This is a genomic window from Massilia sp. Se16.2.3 (assembly GCF_014171595.1).
In the GTDB taxonomy this organism is placed as follows: domain Bacteria; phylum Pseudomonadota; class Gammaproteobacteria; order Burkholderiales; family Burkholderiaceae_D; genus Telluria.
The window spans coordinates 4,539,244-4,552,763 of sequence record NZ_CP050451.1 but is presented as its reverse complement, the minus strand read 5'-3'; the positions used below and the strand labels follow the sequence as shown (position 1 = coordinate 4,552,763).

Genomic DNA, 13,520 nt, shown 5'->3' with positions numbered 1-13,520 from the left:
CAAGCCGCGGAGCTGGCTGGCCTGTGTGCCGGCGGCTCCCACGCCAACGTTTAACGATGAATGCAATGAATGCTATGAACCTGCCAATTCCGTCCGGCCCCCGGCGCGCCGCGCCCAGCCGCCGCGTGCTGGTCCAGCACGGCGAGCGCAAGGTCTGGATCGGCGGCGACGCCCCGGTGGTCGTGCAGTCGATGACCAACACCGACACCGCCGACGTCATCGGTACCGCGATCCAGGTCAAGGAGCTGGCCCGTGCCGGCTCCGAGATGGTGCGCATCACCGTCAACAACCCGGAAGCGGCCGCCGCCGTGCCCGCCATCCGCGAGCAGCTCGACAGGATGGAGGTCGATGTGCCGCTGGTGGGCGACTTCCATTACAACGGCCACATCCTGCTGCGTGACTTCCCGGAGTGCGCGCGCACGCTGTCGAAGTACCGCATCAACCCGGGCAACGTGGGGCAGGGCGCCAAGCGCGACGCCCAGTTCGCCCAGATGATCGAAGTGGCGATCCAGTACGACAAGCCGGTGCGCATCGGCGTCAACTGGGGCAGCCTCGACCAGAGCCTGCTGGCGCGCATCATGGACGAGAACGCGGCACGCGCGAACCCGTTCAGTGCCCAGGCCGTCATGTACGAAGCCTTGATCACCTCGGCGATCGAGAACGCCGTGCGCGCCGCAGAGATCGGCCTGGCGAAGGACAAGATCATCCTGTCGTGCAAGGTCTCGGCCGTGCAGGACCTGATCGCCGTCTACCGCGAGCTGGCGCGCCGCTGCGACTACCCGCTGCACCTCGGTCTCACCGAGGCGGGCATGGGCAGCAAGGGCATCGTCGCCTCGACCGCCGCGCTGTCGGTGCTACTGCAGGAAGGCATCGGCGACACCATCCGCGTGTCGCTCACCCCGGAACCGGGCGGCGACCGCACGAAGGAAGTCATCGTGTCGCAGGAAATCCTGCAGACCATGGGCCTGCGCAAGTTCACCCCGATGGTGATCGCCTGCCCGGGCTGCGGCCGCACCACGTCGACCGTGTTCCAGGAATTGGCCGACAACATCCAGACCTTCCTGCGCGATTCGATGCCGGAGTGGAAGAAGTCCTATCCCGGCGTGGAAGCGATGAACGTGGCCGTGATGGGCTGCATCGTCAATGGTCCCGGCGAATCGAAGCATGCCAACATCGGCATCAGCCTGCCCGGTACGGGCGAATCGCCGGCGGCGCCGGTGTTCGTCGATGGGCAGAAGGTGGCGACGCTGCGCGGCGAGCGGATCGTCGATGAGTTCCAGAACATCGTGCTGGAATATGTGAAGAAGAATTACGGAACGCAAAACGAAGTCGCGATTTGATCTTGTAGGGTGGGCTCTCGAGCCCACGCGGTCGTGCTTGTGCATGCCGCAATGTCTCAGACAGCCCGACAGCTCGCATACCGTACCGCGTGGGCATGAATGCCCACCCTACGAAAAGCAACCCCGCCTATAAGCGGAAAGTAGAAGAACATATGTCCAAACCAGAAAAAATCGTTGCCATCAAAGGCATGAACGACATCCTCCCGGCTGACGCGCCGCTGTGGGAGCTGTTCGAGAACACCGCCGAGACCATCCTCAAAAGCTACGGCTACCAGAAGATCGTCACGCCCATCGTCGAGGAAACCGGCCTGTTCGCGCGCGCCATCGGCGCCGTCACCGACATCGTCGAGAAGGAAATGTATTCCTTCACCGATTCGATGAACGGCGACCAGCTGACGCTGCGTCCGGAAGGCACGGCCGGCGTGGTGCGCGCGGTGCTCGAGCATAACCTCGTGTACGACGGCCCGAAACGCCTCTGGTACAAGGGCCCGATGTTCCGCCACGAGCGTCCGCAGCGCGGCCGCTATCGGCAGTTCTTCCAGTTCGGCGCAGAAGCCGTCGGCTTTACCGGCCCGGACATCGACGCCGAACTGATCATGCTGTGCCGTCGCCTGTGGGACGACCTGGGCTTGCAGAACGTGCGCCTGGAATTGAACTCGATCGGTAACGCGGAAGAGCGCAACCGCCACCGCGCCGACCTGATCGCCTATTTCGAACAGCACACGGACGTGCTCGACGCCGAGGCCAAGCGCCGCCTGCATGCCAACCCGCTGCGCATCCTGGACACCAAGAACCCCGCCATGCAGGAAATGGTGAACGGCGCGCCGCAGCTGCTGTCTTATCTCGGCGAGGAATCGCTCGCGCACTTCGAAGGCGTCAAGCGCCTGCTGGACCGCAACAACGTGCAATACACGGTGAATCCGCGCCTGGTGCGCGGCCTCGACTACTACAACCGCACCGTGTTCGAATGGGTCACCGAGGAACTCGGCTCGCAGGGCACGATCTGCGCCGGCGGCCGCTACGATCCGCTGATCGAAACCTTCGGCGGCAAGGCCACGCCGGGCGTCGGTTTCGCGATGGGCATCGAGCGCATCATCGAGCTGATGAAAGGCCTGGGCGAACCGGCACAGCCGAGCCAGTGCGACGTCTACATGGTGCACGCGGGCGAGGAAGCGCAGGTGCAGGCCTTCATCCTGGCCGAGCGCCTGCGCGATGCAGGCCTGGACGTTGTGTTACATTGCGCAACGCCAACAGGCGCGGGCAGCTTCAAGAGCCAGATGAAGAAGGCCGACGCCAGTGGCGCGGCCTTTGCCGTGATCCTGGGCGAAGACGAAGTGGCGCAGGGCGTGGCGGCGGTGAAGTCGCTGCGTGGCGAGGCTGGCGAACAGCAGCAGGCCAGCGTGCCCTTCCTGGAAGTGGTCGACCACGTCGTCGATGCCATCGTCGGCGATCACGATCACGACCACGATCACGTGCATTACCACCCGTAAGCCAGGCGGCCGACGGCATTCGAACCACCGACTCACCATTCCATCATTATTAGAAGAAGCGACTCATGGCATACGACCTCGAAGAACAAGAACAGATTGCAACTTTCAAGGCATTCTGGTCCAAGTACGGCAACCTGATCATGTGGGTACTGATCCTGGCGCTGGGCTCCTTCGCCGTTTATAACTACTGGAAGAAGATGCAGCGCGACCAGTCGGTCGAGGCATCGGCTCTGTACGAAAGCATGACCGACGCCGCTGGCGCGAAGGACAATGCCAAGGCCCAGCGCATCGCCGGCGATATCCAGTCGAAATTCAAGCGCACCGCCTACGCGCAGATGAGCGCGCTGGCCGCCGCCAAGACCGCTTTCGAGGCGAACGACCTGAAAGCCGCGCGCGCCCAGCTGCAGTGGGTGATCGACAACGGCAACGACGAGTACAAATCGGTGGCCCAGCTGCGCCTGGCCGGCGTGCTGCTGGACGAAAAGGATTACGCGGGCGCCATGAAACTGCTCGACGCGCAATACCTGCCACAGTTCAGCGCCGAAGTGGCCGACCGCAAGGGCGACGTGCTGGTCGCGCAGAACAAGATCACGGAAGCACGCGCCGCCTACGTCCAGGCGCTGGCCGCGATGGGTCCGAAGCATCCGGGCAGCCAGCTGGTGCGTATCAAGCTCGAAGCCATCGGCGGAACCGCGCCGGAAGCGAAGGATGCCGCGAAAGCCGCCGCCTGAGCGATTGCCGGTGGAGCGGCCCGCGCCCGCCGTTCTGGCGAGCGCGGGCTTTGTGGCTTTCATGCCCTTTGCTGGATCTTTTGTTTCCCTTACGTCCTCAACAGACTTAGAACAAGGTAAAAAGAAAAATGCGTATTACCCGTAAGCTGCTTGGTGCCGGTGTCCTGGCCCTGATGACGGGCTGCTCGACCCTGAGCTCGCTCAATCCGTTTTCGTCGAAGTCGAAAGGCAACGAGCCTGCGCCCCTCGTCGAGCTGAAAGGCACGATGGCGGTGCGCACCGCGTGGAAGCTCGATATCGGCAAGGCGCACGGCAACCAGTTCTCGCCTGCGCTGGCGGGTAACACCGTGATCGTCGCAAGCACCGACGGCACCATCGCCCGCGTCGAAGCGGCCGACGGCCGCCAGCTCTGGCGCGTGAAGGCCGATTCCGAGCTGACCGCCGGCGTCGGCACCGACGGCAACGTGATCGCCGTCGGCGGTGCCGATGGCGTCCTGATGGCCTTCGACATGGACGGCAAGACACTGTGGAAAACCCAGCTGTCGAGCGAAATCCTCTCGAGCCCGGCAGTGGGGCAGGGCATCGTCGTGGCACGTTCGATCGACAACCGCATCGTCGGCATCGACGCCGCCACCGGCCAGAAGAAGTGGACCGTGCAGCGTGCAACGCCGCCGCTCACGCTGCGCACCGCGCCGGGCATGGTGGTCTACGACAAGGACGTGATCATCGCCCAGCCGGCTGGCAAGCTCGGCGCCTTCCTACTCGCCACCGGCGCGCCGCGCTGGGAAGTCGAAGTCGGCCAGGCGCGCGGCGCCACCGAACTGGAACGCGTGACCGACATCGGTGGCGCCCCGACCATCTTCGAAACCGACGTCTGCGCCGCCAGCTACCAGGGGCGTGTCGCCTGCTACGAGCTGAGCTCGGGCACGCCGCGCTGGACGCGCGACATCTCCCTCGCGCTGGTGGGCGTCGCCGTCGACCAGCGCTTCGTCTTCGCCGCCGACGACAAGGGCGCGCTGAACGCCTTCGTCCGCGACGGCGGCGCCAGCGCCCGGAAGAACGACAAGCTGGCCTTCCGCAGCCTGTCGACCCCGGTCTCGTATGGCCGCGCGGTCGCGGTCGGCGATTACGAGGGCTATGTGCACTTCCTGTCGCGCGAGGACGGCAGCTTCCTGGCGCGCGCCGCCACCGACGGCAGCGCCATCACCGGCACGCCGGTCGTCGCCGGATCGAACCTGATTTTTCAAACACAAAACGGAACAGTGACCGCCATCGCGGTCGAATAACACACTACATGAAGCCGGTAATTGCACTCGTTGGTCGCCCGAACGTCGGAAAGTCGACCCTATTCAACCGCCTGACCCGTTCGCGCGACGCGCTGGTGGCCGATCTTCCTGGCCTGACGCGCGACCGCCACTACGGTGAAGGGCGTATCGGCGAGCGCCCGTTCCTGGTCATCGACACCGGCGGCTTCGAGCCGGTCGCCAAGGACGGCATCATGCACGAGATGGCCCTGCAGACGAAGCAGGCCGTGGCAGAAGCCGACATCGTCGTCTTCATCGTCGACGGCCGCCAGGGCCTGACTCCGCACGACAAGACCATCACCGACTTCCTGCGCAAGTCCGGCCGCCGCGTCATGCTCGTCATTAACAAGAGCGAGGGCATGAAGTACACGTCCGTCACCGCCGAGTTCTATGAACTGGGCATGGGCGACCCGTACGTCATCTCGGCCGCCCACGGCGACGGCGTCACCGACCTCGTCAACGAGGCGCTCGACCTGGCCTTCGCGGCGCGTCCCGCCGATGAGGAAGAACTGGAAAACCAGGACCGCGGCGTCAAGATCGCCCTGGTCGGCCGCCCGAACGTGGGCAAGTCGACCCTGATCAACACCCTGGTCGGCGAGCAGCGCGTGATCGCCTTCGACATGCCGGGTACCACCCGCGACTCGATCGAGGTGCCGTTCGAACGCGACGGCAAGCAGTACACGCTGATCGACACGGCCGGTATCCGCCGCCGCGGCAAGGTGTTCGAAGCGATCGAGAAGTTCTCGGTCGTCAAAACCCTGCAGTCGATCACCGAGGCGAATGTGGTCGTGCTGATGCTCGACGCTCAGCAAGATATTTCCGAGCAGGATGCGCACATCGCCGGCTTCATCCTTGAGTCGGGCCGCGCCCTGGTGGTGGCGGTCAACAAGTGGGATGGCTTGACCTCCGACCAGCGCGACGAGGTCAAGAACACGATGGACCGCAAGCTCGACTTCCTGGGCTTTGCTGAAACGCGCTTCATCTCGGCGCTGAAGGGCACCGGCATCAAGCAACTCATGGCGTCGGTGGACACGGCCTATGCCGCGGCGACGGCCAACCTGTCGACGCCGCGCCTGACGCGCGCACTCCAGGAAGCGGTCGAGAAGCAGGAGCCGAAGCGCAAGGGCACCTCGCGTCCGAAGATGCGCTACGCCCACCAGGGCGGCCAGAACCCGCCGATCATCGTCATCCACGGCAATGCGCTCGACGGCATCACCGAGCCCTACAAGCGCTACCTGGAAAAGCACTTCCGCGACACCTTCAACCTGATCGGCACTCCGCTGCGGATTGAATTGAAGAGCGGCAAGAACCCGTTCGCCAGGGACAAGGCATAAGGCGTGATTGTCCAGCCGCTGCGCGGGAAACTTATCCCATCCTTAAGCGCAGCGGTTTTGCTGGAAACGCAAGCCTAGCAGTACGACAGGGAGCGGCAAAACAGGTTAAAGTACCTCAAGGCCATCGTTCGCATCCGCTGAATCTTGCCCCGTGCACTTGAAAAGGGGGCGCTCGCCTCCATTTTTTAAACTACAACAACATTACGGAGCTGTTATGAGCAACAAAGGGCAACTGTTACAAGACCCATTCCTCAATGCCTTGCGCAAGGAGCATGTCCCAGTCTCGATCTACCTGGTCAACGGGATCAAGCTGCAAGGCCATATCGAGTCGTTCGATCAGTACGTCGTCCTGCTCCGCAACACTGTGACCCAGATGGTGTACAAGCATGCCATTTCGACCGTTGTCCCGGCCCGGGCCGTCAACCTCAACCTCGACTCCGAAGCCGAGTAAGGCCGATGGCTGACGCCCCCGGCAACAACAGCACCCGCGCCGTCCTCGTCGGCGTCGATTTCGGCGCCGTCGATTTCACGGCCAGCCTCGAAGAGCTGGGCTTGCTGGCCAGCTCTGCCGGCGCGGAACCGATCGACACGATTACCGCCAAGCGCAACGCCCCCGACCCGGCCTATTTCGTCGGCAGCGGCAAGGCCGACGAAATCGGCGTTGCCGCCAAGGCGCTTGGCGCGGAACTCGTCATCTTCAACCACGCTCTATCCCCGGCGCAGCAGCGTAACCTCGAGCGCCGCCTGGAATTGCGCATCATCGACCGTACCAGCCTGATCCTCGACATCTTCGCGCAGCGCGCCAAGAGCCACGAGGGCAAGCTCCAGGTCGAGCTGGCCCAGCTGCAGCACCTGGCCACGCGCCTGATCCGCGGCTGGACTCACCTGGAACGCCAGAAGGGCGGTATCGGCCTGCGCGGTCCTGGCGAAACCCAGCTCGAGACCGACCGCCGCCTGATCGGCGAGCGCGTGAAAGCCTTGCGCACCCGCCTGACCAAGCTCCGCAAGCAACACGAAACCCAGCGCCGCGCGCGCAACCGCAATGCCACTTTCTCGGTGTCGCTGGTCGGCTATACCAATGCCGGCAAGTCGACCCTGTTCAACACGCTGACCAAGGCCGGCGTCTATGTCGCGAACCAGCTGTTCGCCACGCTGGACACCACCAGCCGCCGCCTGTATCTCGGCGACGAGACCGGCAGCGTCGTCATCTCCGATACCGTCGGCTTCGTGCGCGAACTGCCCCACCAGCTGGTGGCCGCTTTCCGCGCGACGCTGGAAGAAACCATCCACGCCGACCTGCTCTTGCACGTGGTCGACGGTTCCTCGCCGACCCGCATGGAGCAGATCGAGCAGGTCAACGAGGTCTTGCGCGAAATCGGCGCCGACCACATTCCGCAAATCCTCGTATGGAACAAGATTGATGCGGCCGACCTTCAGCCTGGGGTCGAGCGTGATGAATATGATAAAATCAGCCGCGTTTTTATCAGCGCCAGGAGCGGCGCCGGCCTCGATTTGCTGCGCGATGCGATTGTCGAGGCGGCCAGCTCCGACCGCGGTCTGACCCCTAAAAACGAAGAGCAGGACGATGCAGCGCCGGACCTTTCGATGGACGACTTGTCCAGCGATGCCGGCGAAAGTAATCCAACCTCCACCCATGTCGGGCCCCACTAAAAGCCTATGCTCGTTTCTTTATTCAAGAAGTTCGGCGTCAAACTGTCGCTGAACGCGCGGTCTGCCGCACCATCGCGCTGGGGGAAAACTCCCCAGGGTGACCCCAAGGCCCAGGAGGGCCGCCGCCCGGGCGAAGGTCCGCCCGACCTCGATCAAATGTGGCGTGATTTCAATGCGCGCCTGAACCGCCTGTTCGGCAGCCGTGGCAATGGCGATGGCGGCGCACCGTACCGCAACGAAGGCCGGGGCGTCGGCATCACGGCGTCCGTCATCGGCTTCATCGTGCTCCTGATCTGGCTCGCCAGCGGCGCCTTCATCGTGCAGGAAGGGCAGGTCGGCGTGGTCACCACCTTCGGCCGCCTGTCCCACACCACCGGGGCCGGTTTCAACTGGCGCTGGCCGGCGCCGATCCAGTCGCACGAAACGGTCAACGTCTCGCAGGTGCGCACCGCCGAAATCGGCTACCGCGACAACGTGCGCAACAAGCAGGGCGCCGAGGCGCTGATGCTGACCGACGACGAAAACATCATCGACATCCAGTTCGCGGTGCAGTACACGCTGAAGGATCCGGTCGCCTGGGTCTTCAACAACCGCGACCAGGACCTGACGGTGCACCAGGTTGCCGAGACGGCGATCCGCGAAGTGGTCGGTAAAAGCAAGATGGACTTCGTGCTGTATGAAGGCCGCGAGAAGGTCGCCGTCGACGTCCACACGATGATGCAGAAGATCGTCGACCGCTACAACCTTGGCGTGTTGATCACGAACGTGACGATGCAGGCGGTGCAGCCGCCCGAGCAGGTGCAAAGCGCCTTTGATGACGCCGTGAAGGCCGGCCAGGACCGTGCCCGCGCCCGCAACGAAGGCGAAGCCTATGCCAACGACGTGATCCCGCGCGCACGCGGCGCCGCCTTCCGCCTGCTGCAGGATGCGGAAGCCTACCGTTCGATGGTGGTCGAAAACGCCACCGGTAACGCGGCGCGCTTCAACCAGGTGGTGGTGGAATACGCCAAGGCACCGGGCGTGACGCGCGACCGCATGTACATCGACACGATGCAGCAGATCTTCAGCAGCACCAGCAAGGTCATGGTCGATGCCAAGTCGGGTTCGAACCTGCTCTACCTGCCGCTCGATAAATTGATCGCCCAGGTTGCCGCCAACGACGCCGCCACCGGCAGCGCCCGTTCCGGTCCCGTGGCTGTGCCGCAGGAGGGGGCCAACGCCGCCACGCCGACGCAGGAAGTGATGCAAACCATTGAATCGGTGCGCCAGCGCGACAGCCGCAGCCGCGATTCCCAACGTGACCGGGAGAGCCGCTGATGAACCGCCTCGTAACCATTTTCGTGGCGGGCTTCATTGCCCTGATGCTGCTGTCCTCGACCGTCTTCGTGGTCGACCAGCGCCGCTTCGCCATCGTTTTCGCCCTGGGTGAAGTGCGCGAGGTGATTGCCGAGCCGGGCCTGCACTTCAAGCTGCCGCCGCCGTTCCAGAACGTGATCTATCTCGACAAGCGCATCCTGACGCTGGATACGCCGGATGCCGACCGCTTCATCACGGCCGAGAAGAAGAACATCCTGGTCGACGCCTTCGTCAAGTGGCGCATCGAACAGCCGCGCCTGTACTACGTCAGCTTCAACGGCGACGAGCGTGCTGCCGTGAACCGCATGTCGCAGATCGTCAAGGCTGCCCTGAACGACGAGATCACCAAGCGCACCGTGCGCGAAGTGATTTCCGGCGAGCGTGGCGCGGTGATGGACGCGGTGCGCAACAAGGTCATCGCCGAAGCCAGGCAGATCGGTGTCGGCATCGTCGACGTGCGCCTCAAGCGCGTGGACTACATCGACCAGATCAACGCCTCGGTCTACGACCGCATGCGCGCCGAGCGCGCCCGCGTGGCCAATGAACTGCGCTCGACCGGTTCGGCCGAATCGGAGCAGATCCGCGCCGACGCCGACCGCCAGCGCACCGTGATCCTGGCCGAAGCCTTCCGCGAAGCCGAGAAGATCAAGGGCGAGGGCGACGCCAGGGCGTCCGCGATCTATGCCGAATCCTTCGGCAAGAACCCCGAGTTCTACCGCTTCTACCGCTCCCTCGAAGCCTACCGCGCCAGCTTCAAGGCCCACGGCGACGTGATGGTGATCGACTCGAATTCGGAGTTCTTCAAGTACTTCAGGAACCAGGGCAGCAAATAAGCCGCCAGTGAGCAAAAAGCGCCGCGTACTCCGCGGCGTTTTTTTTGCGACCGAGCGATGGCCGCCGCGCCGCGTAGGGTAGGCGGGTTTCCCGCCTGCGCGTTCAACGGACAGATGAAGGATCGCAGACCGGTTGGCAGATGAAGAATCGCAGGCCGGTTGGCATACGGCTGTTGAACGCGTAGGCGGCATAGCCGACTACCCTACGGTAGAAGCGCCCGCAACGCGATCGATTATGTGCACCGCGCCGCGTAGGGTAGGCGGGTTTCCCGCCTACGCGTTCAACGGATAGATGAAGGATCGCAGAGCGGTTAGCAGATGAAGAATCGCAGAGCGGTTGGCATACGGCTGTTGAACGCGTAGGCGGCATGGCCGCCTACCCTACGCTAGAGGCGCCCGCAACGCGATCGATTATGTGCACCGCGCCGCGTAGGGTAGGCGGGTTTCCCGCCTACGCGTTCAACGGACAGTTGAAGGATCGCAGACCGGTTAGCAGATGAAGAATCGCAGAGCAGTTGGCATACGGCTGTTGAACGCGTAGGCGGCGCAGCCGCCTACCCTACGGTAGAAGCAGGGGCACGGCAGGGCGGGCACCGTAACTCGGGCATTTAGCCCGAGTTACCCCACGGGGAAGTCTGACCAGTGTTCGCGGTGTTTCGGCACAGTGTTGTCCCGACGAACAGGCTAACTCTGCGCATCAGACGCGCTAACAATTGTCATCGTTCCGCGTGGGCACGGAGTGCCCACCCTACCAAGTTCGAGTGGCAATCCGGCAACCTATTGCCCGATCAGCCATCATCCACCCCCTGTCCCGGCCCAATTTCAGGTAAAATTGCCGATTCGGCGCCCGCTTCGTACTGCACAGGCACGCGCCCTTGCTTTGTCTGTTGCTCCGTTCTTAACAATCCATTAGCTGTTGCCCATGCCGAACTGGCTTTTGCCTGAGAATATCGCCGACGTCCTGCCGTCCGAAGCGCGCAAGATCGAAGAGCTGCGCCGCCTGATGCTCGACGCCTTCCGCCTGTACGGCTACGAGCTCGTGATGCCGCCGCTGCTCGAATACGTCGAGTCGCTGCTGGCCGGCGCCGGGGAAGATACCGACCTGCGCACCTTCAAGCTGGTCGACCAGCTGTCCGGACGCCTGCTCGGCCTGCGCGCCGACATGACCACCCAGGTCGCGCGCATCGATGCCCACCTGCTCAACCGCGATTCCGTCACCCGCCTGTGCTACGCCGGCAGCGTGCTGCATACCCGTCCGTCGGGCTTGCACGCCACCCGCGAACCGATCCAGATCGGCGCCGAGATCTACGGCCACGCCGGCCTCGAGGCCGATGCCGAGATCCAGGAACTGGCCCTCGCGTCCGTCGCCCTGGCAGGCTTCCTCGACGTGCGCCTCGACATGGCCCACGTCGGCGTGCTGCGCGCACTGCTGAACGAAGACCCGCTGGCGAAAAAAGACGAAGCCCAGATCACGGCGCTGCTGCGCGCGAAAGACACGCCCGGCCTGGACGAACTGACCCGCGCCTATGCCCCGGCCACCCGCGCCGCGCTGCTGGCGCTGCCGAACCTGTATGGCGACGTCGACGTGCTGGCCCGCGCGAAAGAGGTGCTGCCTGCGCTGCCGGGCATTACCCGCGCGCTGGCCGAACTGGCGGCGCTGGCGGCCGGCGCCATTGGCCGCGCGCAAGTGGCCATCGACCTGGCCGACCTGCGCGGCTACCAGTACGAAAGCGGCGCCATGTTCGCCCTCTACGTGCCGGGCCTGCCGAACGCCGTGGCGCGTGGCGGCCGCTACGACCACGTGGGCGAAGCCTTCGGGCGCGCCCGTCCGGCCACCGGCTTCTCGCTGGACTTGCGCGAGCTCGCGCGCCTCCTGCCGACGGCCGAACGCAAGCATTCGATCCGCGCCCCCTGGGGCAATGCGCCGGAGCTGCGCGAAAAAATCGCTGACCTGCGCAAGGCAGGCGAAGTCGTGATCCAGTCCATGCCGGGTCACGATAATGTTCAGGACGAGTTCGAGTGCGACCGCGTGCTCGTCCTCGAAGATGGAAATTGGATTCTCAAAAACTTAGGTTAAGTGATGTCAAATACAAACGTGGCAAAGAACGTCGTTGTCATCGGCACCCAGTGGGGCGATGAAGGCAAGGGTAAGATCGTCGACTGGCTGACCGATCACGCAGCGGGCGTCGTCCGTTTCCAGGGCGGCCATAACGCCGGCCATACGCTGGTCATCAACGGCCACAAAACCGCGCTGCAGCTGATCCCGTCGGGCATCATGCGCGAAGGCGTGGCCTGCTACATCGGCAACGGCGTGGTGGCCTCGGTGCCCCACCTGATGCAGGAGATCGACAAGCTGGCCCTGGCGGGCGTCGAAGTCGTGTCGCGCCTGATGATTTCCGAAGCCTGCCCCGCGATCCTGCCCTACCACGTCGCCATCGACCAGGCACGTGAAGCCAAGCGCGGCGTCAACAAGATCGGCACCACCGGCAAGGGCATCGGCCCGGCCTACGAAGACAAGGTCGCCCGCCGTGCGATCCGCATCGCCGACCTGTTGAGTGAAGCTCGATTTGCCGAGAAGCTCAAGGAAAACCTCGAGTACCACAACTTCGTGCTGACCAACTACCTGGGCGGCGAAGCGATCGACTTCCAGAAGACCTTCGACGACGCGATGGCACTCGTGCCGCGCCTGCGTCCGATGGTCGGCGACGTGTCGTCCGCACTGTACGCGGCGCATAAAGCCGGCGGCAAGCTGCTGTTCGAAGGCGCGCAGGGTTCGCTGCTCGACGTCGACCACGGCACCTATCCGTTCGTCACCTCGTCGAACTGCGTGGCGGGCAACGCCGCCGCCGGCGCCGGCGTCGGTCCTGGCATGCTGCACTACATCATGGGCATCACCAAGGCCTATACGACGCGCGTCGGTTCGGGCCCGTTCCCGTCGGAACTGCCAACCGATGCCGGCGTGGCGAGCACCTCTCGCGCGTGGGCCACGAGTTCGGCACCGTCACCGGCCGCGCCCGCCGCTGCGGCTGGTTCGACGCCGCGCTGCTGCGCCGCTCGGTCCAGATCAATGGCGTGTCGGGCATGTGCCTGACCAAGCTTGACGTGCTGGACGGCATCGAGTCGCTGAAGCTGTGCACCGGCTACAAGATCGACGGCCGCGATGTCGATATCTTCCCGGTCGGCGCCGAAGAAGCCGCCGCCTGCGTGCCGGTCTACGAGGAAATGCCGGGCTGGACCGAATCGACCGTCGGCGCCAAGACGATGGAAGAGCTGCCGGCCAACGCCCGTGCCTACATCAAGCGCATCGAAGAACTGGTCGGCATCCCGGTCGACATGGTCTCGACCGGCCCGGACCGCGTGGAAACGATCGTGCTGCGTCATCCGTTCGCAGCTTAATACAACAGGGACCTCGATCAACCGTCGCGAGCGGCAGTCGAGGTTCCCATAATAGGAATAGCCTG

Annotated in this window: 10 protein-coding genes and 1 pseudogene; all 11 read left to right on the top strand. The window is 64.2% G+C overall.

All coding sequences use genetic code 11. The features are described 5' to 3' along the window. The first annotated feature begins 65 nt into the window (after positions 1 to 65). Positions 66 to 1,340: a flavodoxin-dependent (E)-4-hydroxy-3-methylbut-2-enyl-diphosphate synthase gene (ispG, locus tag G4G31_RS20815; protein ID WP_374011266.1), complete on the top strand. Its 1,275-nt coding sequence runs from the start codon at positions 66 to 68 to the stop codon at positions 1,338 to 1,340. A gap of 152 nt (positions 1,341 to 1,492) precedes the next feature. Continuing rightward, complete coding sequence (hisS, locus tag G4G31_RS20810; RefSeq protein WP_182989208.1) at positions 1,493 to 2,830, top strand: histidine--tRNA ligase; 1,338 nt, start codon at positions 1,493 to 1,495, stop codon at positions 2,828 to 2,830. 65 nt (positions 2,831 to 2,895) lie between these two features. Beyond that, positions 2,896 to 3,561 (top strand): tetratricopeptide repeat protein, encoded by a 666-nt coding sequence (locus G4G31_RS20805; protein ID WP_182989207.1) that lies wholly within the window; start codon positions 2,896 to 2,898, stop codon positions 3,559 to 3,561. Between the two features lie 128 nt (positions 3,562 to 3,689). Beyond that, entirely contained in the window at positions 3,690 to 4,847 is a 1,158-nt protein-coding gene (gene bamB / locus G4G31_RS20800; protein WP_182989206.1) for an outer membrane protein assembly factor BamB, read from the top strand. An 8-nt stretch (positions 4,848 to 4,855) separates the two neighbouring features. Next, positions 4,856 to 6,199 (top strand): ribosome biogenesis GTPase Der, encoded by a 1,344-nt coding sequence (der, locus tag G4G31_RS20795; RefSeq protein WP_182989205.1) that lies wholly within the window; start codon positions 4,856 to 4,858, stop codon positions 6,197 to 6,199. 214 nt (positions 6,200 to 6,413) lie between these two features. Next, on the top strand, positions 6,414 to 6,650 hold the full coding sequence (hfq, locus tag G4G31_RS20790) for an RNA chaperone Hfq (RefSeq protein ID WP_026354376.1): 237 nt from the start codon (positions 6,414 to 6,416) through the stop codon (positions 6,648 to 6,650). 5 nt (positions 6,651 to 6,655) lie between these two features. Then, complete coding sequence (gene hflX, locus G4G31_RS20785) at positions 6,656 to 7,870, top strand: GTPase HflX (protein WP_182989204.1); 1,215 nt, start codon at positions 6,656 to 6,658, stop codon at positions 7,868 to 7,870. Between the two features lie 6 nt (positions 7,871 to 7,876). Next, positions 7,877 to 9,187: an FtsH protease activity modulator HflK gene (gene hflK / locus G4G31_RS20780; RefSeq protein WP_182989203.1), complete on the top strand. Its 1,311-nt coding sequence runs from the start codon at positions 7,877 to 7,879 to the stop codon at positions 9,185 to 9,187. After that, complete coding sequence (gene hflC / locus G4G31_RS20775; RefSeq protein ID WP_182989202.1) at positions 9,187 to 10,059, top strand: protease modulator HflC; 873 nt, start codon at positions 9,187 to 9,189, stop codon at positions 10,057 to 10,059. Before hflK ends, hflC begins: the two co-directional genes overlap by 1 nt. 922 nt (positions 10,060 to 10,981) lie before the next feature. Further along, entirely contained in the window at positions 10,982 to 12,136 is a 1,155-nt protein-coding gene (locus tag G4G31_RS20770; protein ID WP_182989201.1) for an ATP phosphoribosyltransferase regulatory subunit, read from the top strand. 3 nt (positions 12,137 to 12,139) lie between these two features. After that, positions 12,140 to 13,455 (top strand): annotated as a pseudogene (locus G4G31_RS20765) (adenylosuccinate synthase). Positions 13,456 to 13,520 lie beyond the last annotated feature (65 nt).

What these genes read in the sequence shown, in the direction of transcription:
- hflX (WP_182989204.1), top strand. Translation starts at nt 6,656, where the DNA reads ATGGCTGACGCCCCCGGCAACAACAGCACCCGCGCCGTCCTCGTCGGC.
- G4G31_RS20805 (WP_182989207.1), top strand. Translation starts at nt 2,896, where the DNA reads ATGGCATACGACCTCGAAGAACAAGAACAGATTGCAACTTTCAAGGCA.
- hflC (WP_182989202.1), top strand. Translation starts at nt 9,187, where the DNA reads ATGAACCGCCTCGTAACCATTTTCGTGGCGGGCTTCATTGCCCTGATG.
- G4G31_RS20770 (WP_182989201.1), top strand. Translation starts at nt 10,982, where the DNA reads ATGCCGAACTGGCTTTTGCCTGAGAATATCGCCGACGTCCTGCCGTCC.
- hisS (WP_182989208.1), top strand. Translation starts at nt 1,493, where the DNA reads ATGTCCAAACCAGAAAAAATCGTTGCCATCAAAGGCATGAACGACATC.
- hflK (WP_182989203.1), top strand. Translation starts at nt 7,877, where the DNA reads ATGCTCGTTTCTTTATTCAAGAAGTTCGGCGTCAAACTGTCGCTGAAC.
- bamB (WP_182989206.1), top strand. Translation starts at nt 3,690, where the DNA reads ATGCGTATTACCCGTAAGCTGCTTGGTGCCGGTGTCCTGGCCCTGATG.
- hfq (WP_026354376.1), top strand. Translation starts at nt 6,414, where the DNA reads ATGAGCAACAAAGGGCAACTGTTACAAGACCCATTCCTCAATGCCTTG.
- der (WP_182989205.1), top strand. Translation starts at nt 4,856, where the DNA reads ATGAAGCCGGTAATTGCACTCGTTGGTCGCCCGAACGTCGGAAAGTCG.
- ispG (WP_374011266.1), top strand. Translation starts at nt 66, where the DNA reads ATGAATGCTATGAACCTGCCAATTCCGTCCGGCCCCCGGCGCGCCGCG.